The sequence below is a fragment of the Janthinobacterium sp. PC23-8 genome, assembly GCF_002250505.1.
Lineage (GTDB): Bacteria > Pseudomonadota > Gammaproteobacteria > Burkholderiales > Burkholderiaceae_D > Janthinobacterium.
The window spans coordinates 444,920-466,563 of the sequence record NZ_NJGY01000002.1 but is presented as its reverse complement, the minus strand read 5'-3'; the positions used below and the strand labels follow the sequence as shown (position 1 = coordinate 466,563).

The 21,644-nt window shown below is 62.7% G+C and carries 24 protein-coding genes; 13 read left to right on the top strand and 11 right to left on the bottom strand.

Translation table 11 applies throughout. From position 1 onward, the window contains the following. Positions 1–3 precede the first annotated feature (3 nt). Genes CD932_RS17240 through CD932_RS17230 form a run of 3 tightly spaced genes read left to right on the top strand, consistent with a single transcriptional unit; the run spans position 4 to position 3,049 of the window. Positions 4–921 carry an alpha/beta fold hydrolase gene (locus CD932_RS17240; protein WP_094444018.1) on the top strand — a complete coding sequence of 306 codons (918 nt, stop codon included), beginning with the start codon at positions 4–6 and terminating at the stop codon, positions 919–921. Positions 922–956: 35 nt separating this feature from the next. Next, positions 957–1,880 (top strand): muramoyltetrapeptide carboxypeptidase, encoded by a 924-nt coding sequence (ldcA, locus tag CD932_RS17235; protein ID WP_094444017.1) that lies wholly within the window; start codon positions 957–959, stop codon positions 1,878–1,880. Further along, on the top strand, positions 1,877–3,049 hold the full coding sequence (locus CD932_RS17230) for a DUF418 domain-containing protein (RefSeq protein WP_094444016.1): 1,173 nt from the start codon (positions 1,877–1,879) through the stop codon (positions 3,047–3,049). The genes ldcA and CD932_RS17230 overlap by 4 nt, the downstream gene beginning before the upstream one ends. A 10-nt stretch (positions 3,050–3,059) precedes the next feature. On the opposite strand, the gene CD932_RS17225 is transcribed toward CD932_RS17230, so the two are convergent. Beyond that, the gene (locus CD932_RS17225) at positions 3,060–3,776 is read right to left on the bottom strand and encodes an SOS response-associated peptidase family protein (RefSeq protein WP_094444015.1); all 717 of its coding nucleotides are present in this window, start codon (positions 3,774–3,776) and stop codon (positions 3,060–3,062) included. Between the two features lie 135 nt (positions 3,777–3,911). Here CD932_RS17225 and CD932_RS17220 point away from each other — a divergent pair, with 135 nt between their 5' ends. Beyond that, a complete protein-coding gene (locus tag CD932_RS17220) occupies positions 3,912–4,127 on the top strand; it encodes a hypothetical protein (RefSeq protein ID WP_141213280.1) in 216 nt (71 codons plus the stop codon). Between the two features lie 104 nt (positions 4,128–4,231). On the opposite strand, the gene CD932_RS17215 is transcribed toward CD932_RS17220, so the two are convergent. The 4 genes from CD932_RS17215 to CD932_RS17200 form a co-directional block, all read right to left on the bottom strand. After that, a complete protein-coding gene (locus tag CD932_RS17215) occupies positions 4,232–4,438 on the bottom strand; it encodes a hypothetical protein (protein WP_094444013.1) in 207 nt (68 codons plus the stop codon). A gap of 82 nt (positions 4,439–4,520) precedes the next feature. Next, positions 4,521–5,093 carry a manganese efflux pump MntP gene (mntP, locus tag CD932_RS17210; protein ID WP_094444012.1) on the bottom strand — a complete coding sequence of 191 codons (573 nt, stop codon included), beginning with the start codon at positions 5,091–5,093 and terminating at the stop codon, positions 4,521–4,523. Between the two features lie 59 nt (positions 5,094–5,152). Continuing rightward, positions 5,153–5,998: an undecaprenyl-diphosphate phosphatase gene (locus tag CD932_RS17205; protein ID WP_094444011.1), complete on the bottom strand. Its 846-nt coding sequence runs from the start codon at positions 5,996–5,998 to the stop codon at positions 5,153–5,155. A 68-nt stretch (positions 5,999–6,066) separates the two neighbouring features. Then, positions 6,067–6,936 (bottom strand): AraC family transcriptional regulator, encoded by an 870-nt coding sequence (locus CD932_RS17200; RefSeq protein WP_094444010.1) that lies wholly within the window; start codon positions 6,934–6,936, stop codon positions 6,067–6,069. Between the two features lie 137 nt (positions 6,937–7,073). On the opposite strand from CD932_RS17200, the gene CD932_RS17195 reads away from it, so the two are divergent. From CD932_RS17195 to CD932_RS17170, 6 genes are all read left to right on the top strand, one after another. Beyond that, entirely contained in the window at positions 7,074–8,717 is a 1,644-nt protein-coding gene (locus CD932_RS17195; RefSeq protein ID WP_094444455.1) for a methyl-accepting chemotaxis protein, read from the top strand. A 241-nt stretch (positions 8,718–8,958) separates the two neighbouring features. Beyond that, entirely contained in the window at positions 8,959–9,651 is a 693-nt protein-coding gene (locus CD932_RS17190; protein ID WP_094444009.1) for a DUF3334 family protein, read from the top strand. A 457-nt stretch (positions 9,652–10,108) separates the two neighbouring features. Then, on the top strand, positions 10,109–11,707 hold the full coding sequence (locus CD932_RS17185; protein WP_094444008.1) for an ABC-F family ATPase: 1,599 nt from the start codon (positions 10,109–10,111) through the stop codon (positions 11,705–11,707). A 205-nt stretch (positions 11,708–11,912) separates the two neighbouring features. Beyond that, on the top strand, positions 11,913–13,046 hold the full coding sequence (nadA, locus tag CD932_RS17180; RefSeq protein ID WP_094444007.1) for a quinolinate synthase NadA: 1,134 nt from the start codon (positions 11,913–11,915) through the stop codon (positions 13,044–13,046). Beyond that, a complete protein-coding gene (gene nadC, locus CD932_RS17175; RefSeq protein ID WP_094444006.1) occupies positions 13,043–13,909 on the top strand; it encodes a carboxylating nicotinate-nucleotide diphosphorylase in 867 nt (288 codons plus the stop codon). The genes nadA and nadC overlap by 4 nt, the downstream gene beginning before the upstream one ends. 32 nt (positions 13,910–13,941) lie before the next feature. Beyond that, complete coding sequence (locus CD932_RS17170; protein ID WP_254926645.1) at positions 13,942–14,682, top strand: ABC transporter substrate-binding protein; 741 nt, start codon at positions 13,942–13,944, stop codon at positions 14,680–14,682. Here the strand turns inward: CD932_RS17170 and CD932_RS17165 are convergent. Continuing rightward, the gene (locus tag CD932_RS17165) at positions 14,679–15,575 is read right to left on the bottom strand and encodes a neutral zinc metallopeptidase (RefSeq protein ID WP_094444005.1); all 897 of its coding nucleotides are present in this window, start codon (positions 15,573–15,575) and stop codon (positions 14,679–14,681) included. The two genes, CD932_RS17170 and CD932_RS17165, sit on opposite strands and share 4 nt — an antisense overlap. Before the next feature lie 112 nt (positions 15,576–15,687). Continuing rightward, entirely contained in the window at positions 15,688–15,849 is a 162-nt protein-coding gene (locus CD932_RS17160) for a hypothetical protein (RefSeq protein ID WP_176460995.1), read from the bottom strand. A 265-nt stretch (positions 15,850–16,114) separates the two neighbouring features. Between CD932_RS17160 and CD932_RS17155 the strand changes: the two genes are divergently transcribed. The 3 genes from CD932_RS17155 (at position 16,115) to CD932_RS17145 (ending at position 18,845) form a co-directional block, all read left to right on the top strand. Continuing rightward, the gene (locus CD932_RS17155; RefSeq protein WP_094444453.1) at positions 16,115–17,506 is read left to right on the top strand and encodes an ethanolamine ammonia-lyase subunit EutB; all 1,392 of its coding nucleotides are present in this window, start codon (positions 16,115–16,117) and stop codon (positions 17,504–17,506) included. Between the two features lie 19 nt (positions 17,507–17,525). Further along, positions 17,526–18,422 carry an ethanolamine ammonia-lyase subunit EutC gene (eutC, locus tag CD932_RS17150; protein WP_094444003.1) on the top strand — a complete coding sequence of 299 codons (897 nt, stop codon included), beginning with the start codon at positions 17,526–17,528 and terminating at the stop codon, positions 18,420–18,422. Positions 18,423–18,497: 75 nt separating this feature from the next. Beyond that, positions 18,498–18,845, top strand: a complete 348-nt coding sequence (locus CD932_RS17145; RefSeq protein ID WP_094444002.1) for a nuclear transport factor 2 family protein — start codon at positions 18,498–18,500, stop codon at positions 18,843–18,845. A 66-nt stretch (positions 18,846–18,911) separates the two neighbouring features. Here the strand turns inward: CD932_RS17145 and CD932_RS17140 are convergent, their stop codons facing one another. The 4 genes from CD932_RS17140 to CD932_RS17125 form a co-directional block, all read right to left on the bottom strand. Beyond that, a complete protein-coding gene (locus CD932_RS17140; RefSeq protein WP_094444001.1) occupies positions 18,912–19,688 on the bottom strand; it encodes a peptidyl-prolyl cis-trans isomerase in 777 nt (258 codons plus the stop codon). 89 nt (positions 19,689–19,777) lie between these two features. Then, the gene (locus CD932_RS17135) at positions 19,778–20,557 is read right to left on the bottom strand and encodes a peptidyl-prolyl cis-trans isomerase (RefSeq protein WP_094444000.1); all 780 of its coding nucleotides are present in this window, start codon (positions 20,555–20,557) and stop codon (positions 19,778–19,780) included. A gap of 114 nt (positions 20,558–20,671) precedes the next feature. Beyond that, positions 20,672–20,977 carry a BolA family transcriptional regulator gene (locus CD932_RS17130; RefSeq protein ID WP_094443999.1) on the bottom strand — a complete coding sequence of 102 codons (306 nt, stop codon included), beginning with the start codon at positions 20,975–20,977 and terminating at the stop codon, positions 20,672–20,674. Continuing rightward, positions 20,974–21,603: a septation protein A gene (locus tag CD932_RS17125; RefSeq protein WP_094443998.1), complete on the bottom strand. Its 630-nt coding sequence runs from the start codon at positions 21,601–21,603 to the stop codon at positions 20,974–20,976. The genes CD932_RS17130 and CD932_RS17125 overlap by 4 nt, the downstream gene beginning before the upstream one ends. Positions 21,604–21,644: the final 41 nt, after the last annotated feature.

The following is a 21,644-nucleotide window of genomic DNA, read 5'->3' as shown; positions in this document are numbered from 1 at the left end:
ATCATGGCAACCACCAAGGCCAACGGCCTCAATATCGCTTACGAAAGCCATGGCGATCCGCAAGATCCCTGCGTGCTGTTCATCATGGGACTGGGCATGCAACTGGTCGCCTGGCCTGATGACTTTATCGATGGCATCGTCGAACAAGGTTTTCGCGTGATCCGCTTCGACAACCGCGACGTCGGCCTGTCGAGCAAGATGACGCATGCGGGCAAACCCAGCCTGCCGCTGGCCTATCTGAAAACCAGAATAGGCTGGCCCCTGAAAAGTTCGTATACCCTCGATGACATGGCGGAAGATGCGCTGGGCCTGCTGTCGGCCCTGGGCGTGGCCCAGGCGCACCTGATCGGCGTGTCGATGGGCGGCATGATCGCGCAGGTGATGGCGGCGCGTGCGCCGCAGCGGGTGATGAGCCTGGTGTCCATCATGTCGAGCAGCGGCCGGCGCGGCTTGCCCGGCCCGAGCAAGCTGGCGCGCAACGCCCTGATGAAACGCCCGAAGGCCCACGCCAGCCAGGCCGACCTGGTGACGCAGATGGTGGCCACCGTGCGCGCCCTGGGCAGCCCCGCCTATCCGGTGACCGACAAGCTGCTGCACCAGCGTATCGGGCTGGCCCTGGCCCGCGCCTACTGTCCCGATGGCGTGGTGCGCCAGATGGTGGCCGTCGGCGCCTCGGGCGATCGGGTGGCCTTGTTGCCCACCATTAGCTGTCCCACGCTCGTGATCCACGGCGCGGCCGACCCCTTGATCCCGCTCGCCTGCGGCGTCGATACGGCCTCGCTGATACCGGGCGCGCGGCTGGAAGTGATTGAAGGCATGGGCCACGACTTGCCGCCGCAGCTGATCGAGCGCATCCTCGCCTTGATCGATGTTCATCTGCACGGTAAGATGGTGCCACAGATGCGCTCGCAGCTTGCCTGAGCAGAACATTCCTCACCCTGTCCGGTAACATACTATTGAATCCTCCTGAAATCGGCATCGCCATCGTGGCACCCGGCGGCTACGCGCCCGACGAGGCGGCGCTGGCGCGCGCCATTGTCCGTCTGCAATCGCAAGGCGCCACTGTCCATAATTACTATGATCCCGCGCACAAGTTCCAGCGCTTCGGCGGCACGGAAGCTGGGCGACTGGCGCAACTGACCGCCGCCGCCCGGGACCCCGACGTGCAGGTGGTGCTGGCCCTGCGCGGCAGCTATGGCATCAGCCGCATCCTGCCCGAGATCGATTTCCAGGCCATGGCCGACAGCGGCAAATTGTTTGTCGGCTACAGCGACTTCACGGCCTTTCACATGGGCCTGATGGCCAGAACGGGCCGCGCCAGCTTTGCCGGTCCCATGATCTGTGACGATTTCCTGCGCGACGAGCCGGAACAGTTCACGCTCGACCAGCTATGGTCCTGCCTGCTAGGGCCCACGCATACGGTAACCGGTGTGGCTGCAGGCAATCCACAGGTTGATGTGCGCGGCAAACTGTGGGGCGGCAACCTGGCCATGCTGGTGCATCTGCTTGGCACGCCGTATTTCCCCGGCATCGAGGGCGGCATCTTGTTCCTCGAAGACGTCAACGAGCACCCGTACCGGGTCGAGCGCATGCTGCTGCAACTGCTGCATGCGGGCGTGATTGGTCGCCAGCAAGCTGTGCTGCTGGGCGACTTTTCTGCCTATAAATTGAGTCCGCAAGACAATGGCTATGATTTCGACGCCATGCTCGCCTATGTGCGCGAGCGCCTGCCGGTGCCGGTGCTGACGGGCCTGGAGTTCGGCCATATCCGCCGCCGCGTCACCTTGCCGTTTGGCGGTCATGCGCGCCTGAGCTCGAACGACACCGGCTTTAGCTTGCAGGTGCAGGACTATCCGACCCTGGCGCGCGCCAGCCGATGAACTCGCCGCCGGGCAGGCTGGCGCAACTCGATGTGCTGCGTGGCATCGCCGTGTTTGGCATCCTGCTGGTCAATATCTGGGGCTACGCCTGGGGCACTTTGTCAGTGCGCTATGGCACCTTGCCTGCGCATGCGCCATGGCAGGACCAGGCCGCCATTTTCCTGGTGGCGGCGTTTGCCGAGTTCAAGTTCTATCCCATCTTCGCCTTTCTGTTCGGCGCCGGCTTTGCGCTGCATACGCGCTCGCTGCGGCGGCAGCTGGACAGCTGGCCGGCAGCGCAAGCGGCCTACCGGCGGCGCCTGCGCTGGCTGCTGCTGTTCGGCCTCATACACGGCTTTTTTATCTGGAGCGGCGACGTGCTTGCCTCCTACGCGCTGGGCGGCATGCTGATCCTGCGGCTGGCGCCAGGCCGACTTGCCCGCATCCGCAACCTGGCCTGGCTGCTGGCCGGCGGCTTCCTGTTGTTCATGGCCTTGCTGTATCCGGTCAGCCCGGCCATCACGGCGGCGGACACCACGCGCCAGCTGCAGGAATTTGCCGGCCGCTACGCCATCTACACCCAGGGTAGCCTGCAGGCGGTGGCGGCCTTGCGCGTGCGCGACTATGGCATGCAGATGCTGTTCGTCGTCGTCATGCTGCCGCATATCATCGTACTGTTCTTGCTGGGTATCCTGTCCGTGCGCCTGGGCTGGCTGACGGAGCCACGGCGCCATCGCCAGGTGTGGCTGCGCGTCTGCGCGGTGGGGTTGGGCCTGGGCTTGCCGTTCAACCTGCTGGCCGCCACGGCGATGCTGCGCCAGACAATTGAGCCATATCAGACGCAGTGGAACAGCATGTTGTTTGAGCTGCTGCTGTATGCGGGCGGACCGTTGCTGGCGGCCGGCTATGTGGCGTCGCTGATGCTGGCCGGGCCCGCCATGATGGCGGCGCTGACGCGGCAGCTGGCGCCGGTCGGCCGCCTCGCGCTCTCCAACTATCTGACGCAATCGGTGCTCGGCACCTTCTTGTTGCATGGCTGGGGACTGGCCTGGGGCGCACGCTTGCGCCCGGTCGAGATGCTGGGCCTGGCGCTGGCCATCATGGCGGGGCAGATATTGATCAGTCGCTGGTGGCTGGCGCGTTTCAGGCAAGGCCCGGTCGAGGCCTTGTGGCGGCGCCTGGCGCAGTAAGCGGCAAGGATCAGTCGGCATTCCAGTCGAACGAGGCCTGTTCGGCCGGTGGCGCCGGCGTCTTTTTGACGCGCGCCGATGGCATCAGCGGCTTGTCGAGCGCATGCCATTCAAACAGGCCGGCGTCCAGCATGCCGGTGCGCGCCAGGTGCAGCGCCTCGTCGGGCGTCAACTCGGGCGCCAGCCAGCGCTGCGCATCTGCCACGCTGACGGCCACGGGACGCCGGTCATGGATATCGACCATGCCGCCCAGGCTGTCGGCCGTCACCAGCACGAAACCCGATTCCTCGCGGTGCTGCCGGAACGGGCCGAAGTGGGCCAGCACCAGCAGGAACAGCGGTTCGCGGTCTTTTCGGTGGATATGCCAGGGCTGTCTGGCCCCCTTTTCTCCGCTCCACTCATACCAGCCGTGCACGCAGACGATGCCGCGCCCGCCGCGCAGCAGCCGCTTCCAGTAGCTGCCGCCCAGTTTTTCCAGGCGGGCGTTGATGGCGATCGGGATTTGCTTCTTGCCCGGCGCCGGCGCAGCGGCGGCCCAGGCAGGGCGGTAGCCCCAGAACACATCGTCGACTCGGCGCACGCCTTGATCAACGTGCAGCACAGGCCGGCAGGTACCGGGCGACACGTTCAGCTGCGGCTGGGCCTGGCTGTCAAAGACCGCATCGGTCCAGCCGAAATGCGAGGCCTGCACCCGCGCCGTGTCGTTTTGATCGAATCGTCCGCACATGGCGCGATGATACCCGATTCAATCGGCGATGCGGCCAGTGTGGTCAAGCGTACAGACCATGATGCTGCGATGCGGCACACTGGACGCAAGTCAGGTGGCTGACGTCTTTTAAGCGGAGGAACTATGATGATGTCTTTGGAAAATCCCACCATCCACAAAGGATTCACGATCAGCGCAACCGCTTCCCAGCGCCGCGACGGCCGCTGGGTAGGTTCGTTTATCAGCCAGAATCTTGCCTGCGGCGCGTATGAGGACACCTGCGATTATGATGATTGCAGCAACGAAAAAGAGGCGCAGCAAGTCGCCTTGTCCATCGGCTGGCGCCTGGCGGACAGCGCGCCGATGCGCTGAGAATGGTTGAGGATGACCTGGCCTGGCCGCTTGCGATCGCGCCAGGCCGCGTGAAACTGCCTGCTTGCGCCGCAAGGCGCATAGCAGGAAACAAGTCGCCACACTTATCCCGCGCGTATCGCGCGGATCTGCAAGGCCGTTTCCTCTATCTCGCGATACGCTTCCTGCACATAGCCGGAAATCGGATGCGTATCCATCCAGGCAAAACATGCAGCCTCATCATCCTTGATGGCAAACGGCACGTGGCTGTCCCGTATTGCTTGCGCAGTTTCCCTGACCAGGGACGCAAACAGCAGTTCCAGCGTTTCCATAATGGTCTCCTCGCATGTTCGATCCAGACATGAATCTAGCACGCCTGCCCGGCCGGTTGTGTGCGTTTGCGTACATTAAGGCTCAGGCGGCAGGATGACCCAGATGCTCGTACAGGATCAGACAGCCGATCACGATCAGGATCAGCCCACCGAGCAGTTCGGCACGCTTCCCGGCCACCGTGCCCAGCACGCGGCCCAGCATCACGCCGAGGGTAACCATCACAAAGGTGGAAAAGCCGATGGCGGCGGCGGTGACGAGAATGTTGGCGCCCAGCAAGGCCAGGCCGGCGCCGACCACCATGGCGTCGATGCTGGTGGCAAAGCCGGTGATGGCCAGCACCCAGAAGGAGTGGCTGCGCGCCGGTTCCTCTTCTTCATCGTTGTCGGACAGGGCATTGCGCATCATCAGCAAACCGATGATGCCGAGCAGGCTGAACGCAATCCAGTGATCCCACGCTTCCACATAGGGCGCGGCCACGCGGCCCAGGGCCCAGCCGATCAGCGGGGTGATCGATTCGATCGCCCCGAAGATCAGGCCGGTGCGCAGCGCTTCGCGCCATTGCGGCTTGTGCAGCGCCGCGCCCTTGCCGACGGCGGCGGCAAAGGCGTCGGTCGACATGGCGAGCGAGAGGGCGGCGGTGGCGGCAAAATTCATCGTTGTCTTTCAGTGGGACAGGGCTGGGATGGGATGGCCGGAAGCGGCCCGCCGCGATTTTACCCTACCCACAGCACCACTGCCGAGGCCGCGATGCAATAGAAGCCGAACAAGTGCCAGCGGCCCTGTTCGAGCCAGCTCGACAGCCAGCGCAACGCCAGCAAGCCAGCCAGGAAAGACAGGCACATGCCGAGCAAGCTCGGTGCCAGCAGCTGCGCCAGGGAAGCGCCGTGGCCGACCGCGCCGGTGTGGACCGCCTGGTAAAAGCGCCAGCCTTCCTTGACGATCACGGCCGGCGTCAGCACCACCGCCAGCGCAAAGCTGAACTCTTCGGCGCGCCGCTGGGGCACGCCGACGGCGATCGCCGTGGAAATGGTGGCGCCGGAGCGCGAAAAGCCGCGAAAGGGCAGGCACAGCCCCTGCACCGCGCCAACCAGCATGGCGCGCGGCAAGGTCAGCGCGCCGTCATGGCGCGGTTTCATGCGCGACGAGACCATGATCAGCACGCCGGCGGCGGCCAGCGCGGCGGCCATCAGCCTGGCGTTGCCGAACAGATGTTCGATCTCGAAGCCGGGCGTGCCGGCCATCACCACATGGGTGATCAGTTTCAGCAGGCCAAAGCCGATGATGCCCGTCAGCAAGGTGGCCGCCGCCAGCAGCAGCACATTGCTGCGCAGGGCGGCGCCGGAGCTGAAATAGGTCTTGCGCCACGAGGCCCAGAAATACACGATCACGGCGAACATGGTGCCGGTATGCAGCATCACCAGCAGCATGGTCAGCTCGGGCGAGGTGGGGTCCAGTCCCATCAGTTTTTCCGCCATGATGACGTGGGCGGAGCTTGAGACGGGCAGCAATTCGGCAAAGCCCTGGACGATGGAGAGGATAAACAGCTGCAATAAGGTCATGGAAGTCTTCGCTGTGGGACGGGCCTGCATTTTACCGGCGGCCCCCTTTGCCCGGCCGCCGTGAACGATTACAGTTTGTCCATCTTTGGCGCCAATGCCTGGCCGGATTGCCAGCCAGGCGAGTCGCCGCCATTGCGTGCCAGCCAGTCGCGCGGCGACCACTGCGTGGCGGCGCGAAAGGCGCGCGTAAAAGCGGGCTGGTTGCTGTAGCCGACTTCCAGCGCGATATCCTGTACCCGCTTGCCTTGCCGCAGCAATTCCTGGGCGCGGCCAATGCGCAGCTGGTTCAGGTACTGGGCCGGCGGACAGCCCAGCACCGCATGGAACTGGCGCGCGAAGCGGCTGCGCGACATGCCGCACAGGGCCGCCAGTTCGGCCACCGACCATTTGACTCCAGGATGAGCCTGCATGGCGTGCATAGCCTTGCACAGAGCGCCGTCGGCCATGTCTGGCAGCGTGGTGGACGATATCAGCTTGTGCTGCAAGGAATGGCGCAGCAGTTGGACGATCAGCACTTCACACAGGCGCTTCAATACCAGGTCGTGTCCCAATGGCGCCTGATGCGCTTCGTCAAACAGCAGCGCCAAGGTAGCGGTCAGGGCCGGCAACGGCACCAGCGCCAGGTGCAAACAGTACGGCAAGGCCCGCACCATGGCGTCGTCGCCAGCCAGGTGGATGTGGGCGCACAGCAGTTCGGCAGCGCCATCGCCGGTTGACAGTCCATGCGCATGCGGCCGCGGATACCAGGCCACAGCGGGGCCTTGCAGCTGCAAGGCAATGCCGTCGTTCTGCGTCAGGGTCACCGCGCCCTGGCGCACCAGATGTAAATGACCGTACATGGGCTGCACAGGAAAATGGTTGCTGCCGCAAAAGGCGCCGCGAAAAAAGACCTCGGCGGAAAAGTCCAGACGCTGCAACAAGACGGAAAGAATGCCCATAAGAAAGAAAAAGACGGAAAGATATAAATTGTAGACTGCGGGCAACTAATGATGTCATTTTTATCGCTATGATCGTCGCCAATGTCGCCGTCCCTGGCAACATATTGTCGTGTTCTATCGAATACATGGAGAATGATATGGTTCTATCGAACTTGAAAATAGGCACGCGTCTTTACCTGGCGTTCGCCGCTGTGATCGCCCTGATGGCGATACTGATTGTCTCCGCCCAAGCCAATTTTGCCAGCCTGGGCGAAGCCAATCGCTGGAATGTCCATACCTATGAAGTGATGGGCGAAGCGAGCGGCCTGCTCGAGGGCCTGGTCGATATTGAAACAGGCGAACGCGGCTTTGCCTTGACGGGCAAGGAAACGTCGCTCGAACCGCTGCTGTACGGCAAACGCATTTTCCGCGAACACCTGCAAAAGGTCCGCGAACTGACGTCCGACAATCCTGCCCAGCAAACCCGGCTGGCGACCCTGGAGGCAACCCAGCAGCGCTGGCTGGCCAATGCCGTCGAACCGGTCATCGCGCTGCGCCGCGCTGCGCTCGCCGATGGCAATATGGAGGCCGTGATGGCAGCCCAGCAGGCCGGCAACGGCAAGGCCGACATGGACGCCATGCGTGCCTTGCTCGGTGAAATCAGCCAGGCCGAAGCGGCCTTGCTGGAACAGCGCGCCGAAGCGGCGGCCAGCCTGAGAACGCGTACCACCGTGGTCTTGCTGGGTGGCGGCGCGCTTGCCGCGCTGCTGGCCTGCGTGCTGGCTTTTTTGCTGAACCGCAATATCACGGCGCCGCTGCGTGTCGCGGTGAACCTTGCCCAGCGTGTGGCCAAAGGCGACCTGAGTAGCCATATTGTCGTGCGCTCGAAAGACGAGACCGGTGAACTGATCGCCGCGCTGCGCGACATGAATGCGGCGCTGGTCACCATCGTCGGCGACGTGCGCGGCGGCACCGACACCATCGCCACGGCGTCGGCGCAGATCGCGGCCGGCAATATGGACTTGTCGGCGCGCACCGAGCAGCAAGCCAGTTCGCTGGAGGAAACCGCGTCGTCGATGGAGGAGCTGACCTCGGCCGTCAAGCAGAATGCCGACAATGCCCAGGCGGCCCGTACCCTGGCGGCATCGGCCTCGGCGGTGGCGGTGCAGGGCGGCGCGGTGGTCGCCGACGTGGTGCGGACCATGGGTTCGATCAACGCATCATCGCGCAAGATTGCCGATATTATCGGCGTCATCGACGGCATCGCCTTCCAGACCAATATCCTAGCATTGAACGCCGCCGTCGAGGCGGCGCGCGCCGGCGAGCAGGGCCGCGGCTTTGCCGTGGTCGCCACGGAAGTGCGTAACCTGGCCCAGCGCAGCGCCAGCGCGGCCAGGGAAATCAAGGGCCTGATCGAGGACTCGGTCGACAAGGTCGGCACCGGCAACATTCTCGTCGAGCAGGCGGGCGCCACCATGCAGCAGGTGGTCGACAGCGTGCAGCGCCTCTCCACCATCATAGGCGACATCACCGACGCCAGCGAAGAGCAGCGCATGGGCATCGAACAGGTCAATGAAGCGATCTCGCAGATGGACCAGGTGACGCAGCAAAACGCGGCGCTGGTCGAGCAAGCCGCCGCCGCCGCCAACGCACTGCAGGAGCAAGCCGGGCTGCTGTCACAATCGGTACAGGTATTCCGCTTGCAAGAGGCACTCGCTCCCGCAGCCGGCCAGCCCGCCCTGCCGATGTCCGAGCCGCAGCGCTCGCGCCGTCAACAGCAGGTGCTGCTGATGGAGGGCTGAGGCCGATAGGGGGCGTTGGTCCGCAACCATCGCGGCCATCGCCGCCTTTATTTTGTTGCCTGTAAAGCATATGATGCCTGAAGCTGGCCGGATCGCCCGTGACTGGCGGGTGGGCGATTTCCCGACACATCCTCAAGTAAATGCAGGTATGGCTGGACGGACATGACGCGCCCCGGTATTCTGCCCATCTGATACTTATTTCTACATAGAAATATCAATACAAAAAGTACGAGAGGTAGCCATGAACGCAGAAAAGGATGTTGTGTACGGTACAGAAGATTTGTTGATGAGTTTGTGCAACTCGGTAGTCCGGGTGCTGAACGTCGCAACGCAAAGCAGAGTCAATTATTCCGGCATGGTGCAGCGCATTACCAAGACCGGCCTGAAACCTGATATAGGCTGTTTCGTCATGTTCGACGGCGGCTTCACCGGCCTGGTGGTGCTCAATTTCGCGGCCGACACGGCGATGGAAATCTACGAGCGCTACATGCTGCACATGGGCATGCCGAAGTCGGAGCTGGCCAATTACTATACTTCCGATGAAGTGTCGAACATTATGGGCGAGCTGATGAACCAGATCGTCGGCGACTTCACGGGCAAGGTGCGGCGCGAGCTGCAAACGAATATCACGCAAAGCCAACCGAAAATGCTGGTGCTGAACAAACAGGTGATGCTCAGCGTCGATACGCCGCTGGACCGCCCTGAAATGCGCCGCGTGACGTTCTATACGGAAAAGAACAATATCTTTTACCTGGAACTGGCCATCGACCGTACCGAATTCATCAAGCTGCACGATTTCGACTCGCAGGAAGTCGACACCGATTCGCTGATGGACTCCGAATTTGCCAACAAGGCCAGGGATGCGGCCCCCGCGCCCACGCCCGCACCGGCGGACGACGATAACGAAGACCTGTTGAAGTCCCTGGGCATGTAGGCCTGCCCGGCGATGGCGGCCCGCCAGTGACCGGGCCGCCATCGCACTGCCCCCTGGTGGGGCTGATCACGCAGCAGTCCCGGCCGGCATGCGACACCGTGCAAGGGGCCTTGCTGTCCGCCCTGGCGGCCGCGCAGCTGCCGGCCTGCGCCTCGCCGCTTTTCACTTCGCCACCGACCCCGCTCATGTTGACCAGCGCCGCCACCATGGCTGCCCGGGAATGCCGCGTGACAGGTGCGGTATAATGGAGGAAAGTACCTAAGCAAGTACGCATAAATTCTTGTGGATTCTGACTTCCATAACCGGCGCTCTGCGGCGTTGCCCGCCGCTAGCAGTGCTCGCACTGCGTCGCATCGGGCGCCTTGCAGCGCATCCGATTCTGTTCGTCATAATTTCACAATAATTTCTTGGCACTTACTTAATACCCTGTTTTCACTGGATAAAGACCCGATACCACATGCTCAGTACAGCTAACATCACGATGCAGTTTGGCGCCAAGCCATTGTTTGAGAATATCTCCGTCAAGTTCGGCGACGGCAACCGCTATGGCCTGATTGGCGCCAACGGCTGCGGCAAGTCGACGTTCATGAAAATCCTCGGCGGCGACCTGGAACCGTCGGGCGGCAACGTCATGCTCGACACCAACGAGCGCCTCGGCAAGTTGCGCCAGGACCAGTTCGCCTTCGAAGACATGCGCGTGCTCGACGTGGTGATGATGGGCCACACGGAAATGTGGGCGGCAATGCAGGAACGCGATGCGATCTACGCCAACCTCGAGGCGACCGACGACGACTACATGAAGGCGGCCGAACTCGAAGGCAAAGTGTCGGAATACGACGGCTATACGGCCGAATCGCGCGCCGGCGAACTGCTGCTGGGCGCCGGCGTGGCCATCGACCTGCATCAGGGGCCGATGAGCAATGTGTCGCCAGGCTGGAAGCTGCGCGTGCTGCTGGCGCAGGCGCTGTTCTCGAACCCGGACATCCTGCTGCTCGACGAGCCGACCAATAACCTGGACATCAACACCATTCGCTGGCTGGAAGACGTGCTCAACGAGCGCAATTCCACCATGATCATCATTTCCCACGATCGCCACTTCCTCAACCAGGTCTGCACCCATGTGGCCGACATGGACTACGGCACCCTGAAGATCTATCCGGGCAACTACGACGAATACATGTTCGCCTCGACCCAGGCGCGCAACCAGCAACTGGCCAACAACGCCAAGGCGAAAGACAAGGTTGCCGAGTTGCAGGAATTCGTGCGCCGTTTCGCCGCCAACAAATCGAAAGCCCGCCAGGCCACCTCGCGCGCCAAGCAGATCGAAAAAATCAAGGTCGATGACATCAAGCCGTCGTCGCGCGCCTATCCCTTCGTGCGTTTTGACGGCGAGAAAAAGCTGCACCGCCTGGCGGTGGAAGTCGAGAACATCTCGAAAGGGTTTGATCGCCAGCTGTTCAAGAATTTTTCCATCATGGTCGAAGCGGGCGAGCGCATCGCCATCATCGGCGCCAACGGCGCCGGCAAGACTACCATGCTGCGCTGCATTGCGGGCGACCTGGCCGGCTTGCAGCCTGACCAGGGCCGCGTGAAGTGGGCCGAAAACGCCAACGTCGGCTATATGCCGCAGGACCCGACCGAAGACTTCGCCAAGGATACCAACCTGACCGACTGGATCGGCCAGTGGACCAAGGAGGGCGACGACGACCAGGCCGTGCGTTCCATCCTGGGCCGCTTGCTGTTCGGCGGCGACGACGTGAAAAAGGCCGTCAAGGTGCTGTCCGGTGGCGAGAAAGGCCGCATGATGTACGGCAAGCTGATGCTGGGCCGCCACAACGTGCTGCTGCTCGACGAGCCGACCAACCACATGGACATGGAATCGATCGAATCGCTCAACATCGCGCTGGAAAAATACGCCGGCACCCTGATCTTCGTCTCGCACGACCGCGAATTCGTCTCCTCGCTGGCCAACCGCATCATCGAGATCAAGGAAGACGGCATTGTCGATTACAGCGGTAATTACGAAGATTACTTGAAAAGCCAAGGCATCGATTAAACACCTGACCAAACCTACTGCGCGTCGCGATTTGCGGCCTGCGATGCTCACCGTGCTATAGCACGGCTGCGCTTCTTAGCCGCAACTCACTGCCGCTCGCTACGGTTTTTTCAGGTGTTTGAAAAGCCGGTGGTGTGCCTTTTTCAAGCCGAACTGCCGTGTTGCGGCCATCTCATCCACTATCCCGTTTTTGTTTGACACAGCCATGCAAACTCTAGCCATCAAAGCCGTCGAGTACGAACACCCGCAAGACGGCGCCAGCTGCACCGCCCACGCCTGGGCGCGCACGCCGGCAACGCCGTCCCCCTCTGAAAAAACCGCACTGATTGCCCGTATCAAGCGCCTGCTGGTCGAGCGCGAGGCGGTGCTGGTCGCCCACTATTATGTCGACGCCGACCTGCAGGACCTGGCCGAGGCGACCGGCGGCTGCGTCTCCGATTCGCTGGAAATGGCGCGCTTCGGGCGCGACCATCCTGCAAAAACGCTGGTGGTGGCCGGCGTGCGCTTCATGGGCGAAACGGCGAAGATCCTGAGCCCGGAAAAAACCGTGCTGATGCCCGACCTGGACGCGACTTGCTCGCTCGACCTCGGTTGTCCGGTCGATGAATTCACGGCCTTTTGCGACCAGCATCCCGACCGCACGGTGGTGGTCTACGCCAACACCAGCGCGGCCGTCAAGGCGCGCGCCGACTGGATGGTAACGTCCTCGATCGGCCTCGATATCGTCGCCCACCTGCATGCGCAGGGCAAGAAGATCTTGTGGGCACCCGACAAGCACCTGGGCTCCTATATCCAGAAGCAAACCGGCGCCGACATGCTGCTGTGGCAGGGTTCGTGCCTGGTGCATGACGAATTCAAGGGCATCGAACTCGACCTGCTCAAGGAACAGTATCCGCAGGCCAGGGTGCTGGTGCACCCGGAGTCGCCGGCCAATGTGGTGGCGCTGGCCGACATGGTGGGCTCGACATCGCAGATGATCGCCGCCGCGCAGAGCATGGATGCCGACACCTTTATCGTTGCCACCGACAACGGCATCTTGCACAAGATGCGCGCCGCCGCGCCCGGCAAGCGCTTTATCGAGGCGCCCACGGCCGGCAACAGCGCCACCTGCAAAAGCTGCGCGCACTGCCCCTGGATGGCCATGAACGGCCTGCGCAACCTGGCCGAGACCCTGGAGAACCTGCACAACGAAATCCAGGTCGATCCGGCCATCGGCCAGCTGGCCGTGCGTTCGATTAACCGCATGCTCGACTTCGCCGCCGCCAAAAAGGCCGGCGTGCGCCCAGGCGCCGACCTGGCAAAAGAAGCGGCATTGTTTCAAGGAATTGGTCCCGCATGAGTACTCTCGTCAATGCTTTCGCCCCGTTCGACGCCGCCCTGGCGCGCGCTTTCGAAGCCAATTTGCTGGCCGCCTTGCTGGAAGACGTAGGCCAGTGCGACCTGACGGGCGAGCTGGTGCCGCCCGACGATATCGTCACCGCGCGCGTGCTCGTGCGTGAAGCGGCCGTGCTGTGCGGCGCGCCGTGGTTCGAAGGCGTGATGAACAGCCTCGACCGCAGCATCCGGATCGACTGGCATTACGCCGAAGGCGACATGATGGCCGCCGACAGCGTGGTGTGCACCATTGCCGCGCCGGCGCGGGCCTTGCTCACGGCCGAGCGCAGCGCGTTGAACTTCTTGCAGCTGCTGTCGGCCGTGGCCACCGCCACGCGCCGTTATGTGGACCTGATCGCCGGCACCAAAGCGGCTATCCTGGACACGCGCAAGACCTTGCCCGGCCTGCGGCTGGCGCAAAAATACGCGGTGCGCGTCGGTGGCGGGCAGAACCAGCGCCTGGCCTTGTATGACGGCATTTTGATCAAGGAAAACCATATCGCCGCCGCCGGCGGCGTCAAACAGGCGCTCGACAATGCGCGCACCCTCGACGCCGGCGTGCCGGTGCAGATCGAGGTCGAAACGCTGGCGCAATTGCAGGAAGCGCTGGACGCCGGTGCCGTCTCGGTGCTGCTGGACAACTTCAGCAACGACATGATGCGCGCAGCCGTGGCGGTGACGAACGGGCGCGCGCTGCTCGAAGCGTCGGGCGGCATCAACTTCGAGACCGTGCGCGCGATTGCCGAGACCGGCGTGGACCGCATTTCGATCGGCAGCCTGACCAAGGATGTGCGGGCCACCGACTACTCCTTGCGCATCGTCGGCTGATGGGGCTGGCGGGCCGCTTGCCCGGAGTGGGCTTGTTCTGGCTGATGTTTTTGCCAGCCTGGGTCTGGCCGGCGCAGGCGCCTGCGCGTGAGCTGCTGGCCGTCGGCGCGCAGTTCGAGCGCGTGTTTGACTACCAGGCCAGTGGCAATTACGTGGGCCTGGGCGCCGAACTGGTGCGTATCATGGCCGTGCGCACGGGCAATACCGTGCGTTTTCGCATGGTGCCGTGGGCGCGTGCGCAAGCGATGCTGGCCCAGGGCCGGGCCGATATCCTGATCGGCCCTTACAAGGCGCCCGAGCGCTTTGCCAGCATGGCGTTTTCGGAGCAACCCTTCTACCAGGACCAGATCGTGTTCTACACGCGCCAGCACCCGGGCTTGATCTGGGATGGCGACTATGCCACCCTGAAAAACCGCCGCCTGGTGATGCTCAATGGCTGGGCCTATGGCACGGACCTGGAGCGAGCCCGGTCCACCTTGCAGGTCAGCGTGGCCAACAGTGTGGAAAGTGGCCTGAAGATGCTGGTGCACAACCATGTCGACCTGTTTGTCAGCAACCGGCGCAATACGGAACCGGTGATTGCCCGCTTGGGTCTGGAGCGCCAGGTGCGGATCTTGCCGCGCGTGCTGGAAACGCAGAACGGCTACTTTGCCTTTCCCCGCTCGCCCGAGTTCGACCGCTTGCGGCTGCAGTTCGACCAGGAACTGACTACCCTGGTCGACAGCGGCGAACTGAAGCGCCTTGGCAGGCGCTTCGATGTCACCACTCCCTAGAGCTGCTTCGCTTCAAACGTATTGCACTGCGCGATCCGGCCCGATTCGATGCCCCGGCTGAACCAGCGCACGCGCTGCTCCGAGGTGCCGTGGGTAAACGAGTCGGGCACCACATGGCCCTGCGCCTGGCGCTGCAGCGCGTCGTCGCCGATCGCCGTGGCCGCCTTCAGGGCCGCTTCCACATCGCCTTGCTCCAGGATCTTGCGCTCGGCATTGGCGTGATAGGCCCATACGCCGGCAAAACAGTCGGCCTGCAATTCCAGGCGCACCGACATGGCGTTGGCCTGGCGTTCGGTGGCCGTGCGGCGTGCGTTGTCGACCTTTTCGGACAAGCCCATCAGATTCTGCACGTGGTGGCCCACTTCATGCGCGATCACATAGGCCTGTGCAAATTCGCCCGATACCTTGAAGCGCTGCTGCATCAGGTTGAAAAAGTCCAGATCCAGATAGACCTTCTGGTCGCCGGGGCAGTAGAAGGGGCCGGTCGCGCTCTGGCCGGTGCCGCAAGCGGTCGGCGTGCTGCCGGCAAACAGCACCAGCTTGGGCCGCACATAGTTGCCGCCTTCGGCCTTGAACAGGGCGGTCCAGGTGTCTTCCGTATCGGCCAGCACGGTTTTCACGAAACGCGCCAGTTCGTCGGACTCGGGCGGCTGCCGGGTCTGCCGTGTCGGCGCCTGGCTTTGCTGGGTGCCGACCTGGCCGCCGCCGCCGCTCAGCATGCTGAGGATGGTCATCGGATTGACGCCCAGCACCCAGCCGCCGACCAGCGCGATGACGATGGTGCCGATGCCGATCGTGCGTCCGCCAAAGCCGAAGCCACCACCACCACCATCGCCGCCTTCACCGCGGCGGTCTTCCACATTATCGCTTTCGCGGTTGCCTTCCCATTTCATGATTTCTGCTCCTGTTACCCTGGTATTTGTTGATGCTGCGCAAGACGCGCCAGCATGTTGTGTGATTTCAGGTCGCTATTATCTCCGCAAATCCTGGCCGCCTGTGTTCCGCTCACGCCCAGGCTTTTTTCAGCGGCGGCGCCGTGCGGCTGCCCCTGTTGACCGGCGCTACTGCGCGCCGCGCCTTCAACGACGCCGACGGGCACAGGCCGAACAGCTTGCGGTAGTCGCTGGAGAACTGGCTGAAATTGCTCAAGCCCCAGGCGTCGGCCACATCTCCGATCGCCGCACAACGGCGGCACGGTGCGCACCTCGCGCGCATGGGCCGGCCTGCTCACTTGCTGCTTCCCGGGCGCGCATTCCGCCACGGGCGGCAAGGACATCAAGTACCATATGCAGGAGGCCAGGCATGGACCTTTTTCAACGCCGACGGCAGCGGCAAGAACGTCGTGCAAAAACGCCTGCTCGTCACTGCCATGCGCACGTTTTAACCAATGGCGCGCGCCCTGCGCCGCACCAGCACCAGCAACGGAGAGCCAATGAGCAGCTTTGCCCACACCGTCGGCAGCCGAACCTACCAGTTCCGCGACCTCAAGGAGCTGATGGCGAAAGCCACGCCGGCCCGCTCCGGCGACCGCCTCGCCGGCCTGGCCGCCGCCAGCGCGGAAGAACGCGTGGCTGCCCAGATGGCGCTCGCCGAGCTGCCGCTGACGCTGTTTTTGAACCAACTGGTGATCCCCTACGAACAGGATGAGGTCAGCCGCCTGATCATCGACGAGCACGACCAGACCGCCTTCGGTCGCATCGCCCACCTGACGGTCGGCGACTTGCGCAACTGGCTGCTCGGCGACGACGCCGACGCAGCGGCGCTGGCGGCGGTCGCGCCCGGCATCACGCCCGAGATGGCCGCAGCCGTTTCCAAGATCATGCGCATCCAGGACCTGATCCTGGTTGCCAAAAAATGCCGCGTCGTCACGCGTTTCCGCAACACCATCGGGCTCGAAGGGCGCATGGCGACGCGTTTGCAACCGAACCACCCGACCGACGACGCCACCGGCATCGCCGCCAGCGTGCTCGACGGCCTGCTGTACGGCAGCGGCGACGCCGTCATCGGCATCAACCCGGCCACCGACAATGTGCCCCAGGTGATCAGGATCGTCACCATGCTCGACGAGATCATCGCCCGCTACGACATTCCCACCCAATCGTGCGTGCTGACCCACGTCACCAACACCATCGCCGCCATCGAGCGCGGTGCGCCGGTTGACCTGGTGTTCCAGTCGATCGCCGGCACCGAGGCGGCCAACGCCAGCTTCGGCATCAACCTCGCGCTGCTCGACGAGGCGCGGCAAGCGGCGCTGTCGCTGCAACGCGGTACTGTCGGCGACAATGTCATGTATTTTGAAACGGGGCAGGGCAGCGCGCTGTCGGCCAACGCCCACCACGGCGTCGACCAGCAAACGTGCGAAACGCGCGCCTACGCCGTCGCCCGCAAGTTCGCGCCGCTGCTGGTGAACTCGGTGGTCGGCTTCATCGGCCCCGAATACCTGTACGACGGCAAGCAAATCATCCGCGCCGGGCTGGAGGACCACTTCTGCGCCAAGTTGCTGGGCCTGCCGATGGGCTGTGACGTCTGCTACACCAACCACGCCGAGGCCGACCAGGACGACATGGACATGTTGCTGACCTTGTTGGGCACGGCCGGCTGCACCTTCGTCATGGGCATCCCGGGCTCGGACGACATCATGCTCAACTATCAAACCACCTCGTTCCACGATGCGCTGTACGCCCGGCGCGTATTGGGATTGAAGACCGCGCCCGAATTCGAAGCCTGGCTCAAGGCGATGCACATCTTCACCACCGACGAATGCGCAACCTTGGGCAAGGCAATGCCGCCGGCATTCCAGCGCGCGCTGGCGAGCCTGACGTAAAGGAAAATAAAGCAATCCGATGAACGACACCGAGAACAAGATCGTAGCCGGCCACGTGCCGCAAGACGCGGCGGAGGGTGCCGACGCCAACCCTGACGCCGACGAGTCCGGCAACGGCCTGGTGACCGCCAATCCATGGCAGTCGCTGCGGCGTTTCACGGCCGCGCGCATCGCGCTGGGGCGCTGCGGCGTGAGCCAGCCAACGGCGCCGCAACTGGCGTTCCAGCTGGCCCATGCGCGCGCGCGCGACGCCGTCCACCTGGCGCTGGACCCGGCCGCGCTGGCGGACGCGCTGCAAGCGGCCTGCGCCCTGCCATGCCTGTCGCTGCACAGCGCGGCCCCCGGCCGCGACATCTATCTGCAAAGGCCGGACCTGGGCCGGCGGCTCGACGACGCCTCGCGCCAGGCGCTGCTGCAGCGGCCGGCGGCGCCAGCGGCGGGCCATGACCTGGCGATCGTCATCGCCGACGGCCTGTCGGCGCTGGCCATCGAGCAGAACGCCGCACCCTTCCTGCGGGCGCTGATGGCGCGCCTGGCGGCCGACAACTGGACGCTGGCGCCGCTGGCCATCGTCGCGCAGGGGCGGGTGGCGGTAGGCGACGAAGTGGGCGAACTGCTCGGCGCGCGCGCGGTGCTGGTGCTGATCGGCGAACGGCCCGGCCTGAGCTCTCCGGACAGCATGGGCTTGTACCTGACCTGGGCGCCGAAGACCGGCCTGACGGACGCCAGCCGCAATTGCATCTCGAATGTGCGCCCTGCGGGCTTGAGCTATGACGAGGCGGCGTTCAAGCTTCACTACCTGTTAACCGAGGCGCGCAAACGGCAATTGTCCGGCGTCGCGCTGAAAGACGAAACGGCGAGCGACAACAACCCACTGGACGCGCCACGGCGCAACTTCCTGCTCGACCACGATTGACGACATGAGCCGCACCGGCCGGCTAGTCCTGCTGATGGGCTAGAATTGCAGAATTTGCATTCTTACAGGAGAACCATGCATACTGCCACCCCCCTTGACGTCGTGCAGGCCCAGCTCGACGCCTATAACGCCCACGACGTGGCCGCCCTGGTCGCCATCTATGCCGACGACGTGCGCCAGTTCCAGCATCCCGACACCTTGCTGGCGCAAGGCAGCGCGCAGATCGCCGAGCGTTTTACACACCGCTTTGCCGCCAGCCGCCCGCAGGCGCGGTTGCTCAACCGCATCGCCTGCGGCAAGCTGGTGATCGACCATGAGATCGTCACCAGCGTGACGGAGCAGGGCACGCTGGAACAGGAACTGGTGGCGACCTACGAGGTGGTCGATGGCCGCATTGCACGGGCCTGGTTCAGTTTTGCATAGGGTTTTGCAACGCAGTCGACATCAAAAAAGCGCTCCGTAGAGCGCTTTTTTACATGCAAGTGAGGCTTATTGCACTTTGGCTTTCTTCATCAACTCATCGCGGTAAGCGGCGAGTTTTTTCTGTTGAATCGATTCAGCGACCTGGCCTTTGACCTCTTCCAGCGATGGCAGTTTGGTCGGACGGGTTTCTTCCAGCTTGATCACGTGAAAGCCGAATTGCGATTGCACCGGCGTTTGCGTGATCTGGCCTGGTTTCAGGGCCACCAGGGCGTCGGAAAATGGCTTGACGTAGGAGTTCGGGCTAGCCCAGTCCAGGTCGCCGCCATTGGCTGCGGAGCCGTCTTTCGAGACCTTGGCCAGTTCTTCGAACTTGGCGCCGCCCTTGAGCTTGGCGATGATGTCTTTCGCTTCGGCTTCGGTGGCCACCAGGATGTGGCGGGCATGGTATTCCTTGTCGCCGGCTTGTGCCTTGAACTTGTCGTACTCGGCCTTGATTTCAGCGTCCTTGACCGGGTTTTTCTTGACGTAGTCGGCCAGCAGGGCGTTGATGATGATGCTCTGGCGCGCGTTGTCAAGCTGGGCCTTGACTTCAGGACGGGTGCCATAGCCTTGCTTGTCGGCTTCCTGGATCAGCACTTCGCGGCCGATCAGGTCTTTCTTGATCGCTTCGCGCAGTTGCGGCGAATCTGGCTGCTTGCCCTGGGCGACGACTTGCTTGACGACCTGGTCGACGCGCGACGCCGGGATGGCCTTGCCATTGACGGTGGCGACGTTTTGCGCAAAAGCTGGAACTGCCGCGACGGCGACCAAGGCGAGGATCAGGCGGGCTGGCTTCAAAATCATGTTTATTCCTATAAAAATACAATAACGATAGCTTATTCAAACGCACAATACACGACCGGCGCCGAAAGGGGCGCCGGGGTGGTCAGTTCTTATTGAACTTTCGCTTTTTTGATCATGTCTTCCTGGTAAGCCTGCAGCTTTTTCTGCTGCAATGCTTCGGCGATCTGTGGCTTGACTTCTTCCAGGGTCGGCAGTTTTGCCGCGCGGGTGTCGTCGAGCTTGATCACGTGGAAACCGTTAGGCGTTTGCACCGGGGTGTCGGTGACCTGGCCTTTTTGCAGTTTCACGAAGGCGTCCGAGAATACTTTCGGGAACGACGAAGGCGCTGCCCAGTCCAGGTCGCCGCCGTTGTCGGCCGAGCCCGTATCTTTCGATTGCTTGGCCAGGTCTTCGAACTTGGCGCCGCCCTTCAGCTTGGCGATGATATCTTTCGCTTCGGCTTCGGTACCGACCAGAATATGGCGCACATGGTATTCCTTGTCGCCGGTCTGGGCCACGAAACGGTCGTACTCGGCCTTGATGTCGGCGTCGCTGACCGGATTCTTTTTCAGGTAGTCGCCAACCAGGGCGTTGATGACGATGGCCTGGCGTGCGTTTTCGATCTGCTGCTTGACAGCTGCATCTTTAGCGAAACCTTTGCTCTCCGCTTCCTGCATCAGCACTTCACGGCCGATCAGGTCCTTTTTGATCGCTTCGCGCAGTTGCGGCGAATCGGGCTGCTGGCCTTGGGCGACGACTTGCTTGACAACCGCATCGACGCGCGACGTTGGGATAGCCTTGCCATTTACAACGGCAACATTTTGCGCAAAAACAGGTACAGCGGCTACGGCGAGTAGTGCGATCAGCAAGCGGGCTGGCTTAAAAGTCATTATTAAATCCTGTTAGGGAAAGTTTCGTAAAAAACGCATCAAAATTGTTGGATTTATCGCGTTTGCTGCAGCATCATGCCGGAGCACCGGCGGACGCCAAAAACGCCATCCATATCATGCCTCGGACGGCGCCAATGCGACAATAGCCAATGCATGTATCTCATTATGCATCATATCGTGCACGGAATCATACACCAGACGATGACGCATGACGAGCCTGAGCCCTTCAAATTTGCTGGAAATGATGCGCACATTGTAGTGGCCTCCGCCAGAGGCGGCGCCGGCATGGCCGCGGTGGCTGGCCGAGTCGTCTTCCAGCACGCATTGCACAGGGGAAAGCGCCGCTTCCAGGCGCGCGCGGATGCGTTCCAGGCGCGTCGCCGGTGACGTGTCTCCAGCAGTGTTCAGTTCGGTACTCATGCGTCTTCCTTGATATGTTTGGACAGGAACAGGGTTTGCGCGACGATAAAGGCAAAGAAGATGCCGGTGGCGCCAAACGCCTTGAAGCTGACCCAGGCCGCCAGATCGCCCTTGTACAGCACGAAAGCGACGAACAGGTTCAGCGCGCCCAGCAAGCCGAAGAAAATGATCCAGGCCGCCAGCAACTGGTTCCACACGGCGTCGGGCAGTTGTACCTGCGCTTCCATGGTCTTGCGTATCAGGTTTTTCCTGAAGCCCAGGTGGGCGATCAGCAGGGCCAGGCCGGACAGCCAGTAGATCAGGGTCGGCTTCCACTTCAGGAAGAAGTCGTCATGCAGATAGATGCTGGCGCCGCCGAACACCACGAAGATGAACAGCGACAGCCACAGCATGCCGTCAACCTTGCGTCCGCGCAGCAGCAGATAGCTGACCTGGCAGGCGGTGGCGATGATGCCGACCAGGGTTGCCAGTACCCATGGCGCTTGTTCGGCCTGGATCATGCCCCCAGAAACAATGCCGGACAAGTATTGCTGCACGAAGTCGTGCGTCGCCGTTTCATACATGCCGCCCAGTTTGAAGGCGGTGAAGAAGGCAATCAGCGGAAAGAGGTCGAAGAGAAATTTCATGGTAAGACTTTACTATGGTCAACTAAAAATCAGCTTAGGAA

Bases quoted from the DNA above. Each gene is read 5' to 3' on its own strand.
- CD932_RS17240 (WP_094444018.1), top strand. From the start codon at position 4: ATGGCAACCACCAAGGCCAACGGCCTCAATATCGCTTACGAAAGCCAT.
- CD932_RS17230 (WP_094444016.1), top strand. From the start codon at position 1,877: ATGAACTCGCCGCCGGGCAGGCTGGCGCAACTCGATGTGCTGCGTGGC.
- CD932_RS17225 (WP_094444015.1), bottom strand. From the start codon at position 3,776: ATGTGCGGACGATTCGATCAAAACGACACGGCGCGGGTGCAGGCCTCG.
- CD932_RS17215 (WP_094444013.1), bottom strand. From the start codon at position 4,438: ATGGAAACGCTGGAACTGCTGTTTGCGTCCCTGGTCAGGGAAACTGCG.
- mntP (WP_094444012.1), bottom strand. From the start codon at position 5,093: ATGAATTTTGCCGCCACCGCCGCCCTCTCGCTCGCCATGTCGACCGAC.
- CD932_RS17205 (WP_094444011.1), bottom strand. From the start codon at position 5,998: ATGACCTTATTGCAGCTGTTTATCCTCTCCATCGTCCAGGGCTTTGCC.
- CD932_RS17200 (WP_094444010.1), bottom strand. From the start codon at position 6,936: ATGGGCATTCTTTCCGTCTTGTTGCAGCGTCTGGACTTTTCCGCCGAG.
- CD932_RS17195 (WP_094444455.1), top strand. From the start codon at position 7,074: ATGGTTCTATCGAACTTGAAAATAGGCACGCGTCTTTACCTGGCGTTC.
- CD932_RS17190 (WP_094444009.1), top strand. From the start codon at position 8,959: ATGAACGCAGAAAAGGATGTTGTGTACGGTACAGAAGATTTGTTGATG.
- CD932_RS17185 (WP_094444008.1), top strand. From the start codon at position 10,109: ATGCTCAGTACAGCTAACATCACGATGCAGTTTGGCGCCAAGCCATTG.
- nadA (WP_094444007.1), top strand. From the start codon at position 11,913: ATGCAAACTCTAGCCATCAAAGCCGTCGAGTACGAACACCCGCAAGAC.
- nadC (WP_094444006.1), top strand. From the start codon at position 13,043: ATGAGTACTCTCGTCAATGCTTTCGCCCCGTTCGACGCCGCCCTGGCG.
- CD932_RS17165 (WP_094444005.1), bottom strand. From the start codon at position 15,575: ATGAAATGGGAAGGCAACCGCGAAAGCGATAATGTGGAAGACCGCCGC.
- CD932_RS17155 (WP_094444453.1), top strand. From the start codon at position 16,115: ATGAGCAGCTTTGCCCACACCGTCGGCAGCCGAACCTACCAGTTCCGC.
- eutC (WP_094444003.1), top strand. From the start codon at position 17,526: ATGAACGACACCGAGAACAAGATCGTAGCCGGCCACGTGCCGCAAGAC.
- CD932_RS17145 (WP_094444002.1), top strand. From the start codon at position 18,498: ATGCATACTGCCACCCCCCTTGACGTCGTGCAGGCCCAGCTCGACGCC.
- CD932_RS17140 (WP_094444001.1), bottom strand. From the start codon at position 19,688: ATGATTTTGAAGCCAGCCCGCCTGATCCTCGCCTTGGTCGCCGTCGCG.
- CD932_RS17135 (WP_094444000.1), bottom strand. From the start codon at position 20,557: ATGACTTTTAAGCCAGCCCGCTTGCTGATCGCACTACTCGCCGTAGCC.
- CD932_RS17130 (WP_094443999.1), bottom strand. From the start codon at position 20,977: ATGAGTACCGAACTGAACACTGCTGGAGACACGTCACCGGCGACGCGC.
- CD932_RS17125 (WP_094443998.1), bottom strand. From the start codon at position 21,603: ATGAAATTTCTCTTCGACCTCTTTCCGCTGATTGCCTTCTTCACCGCC.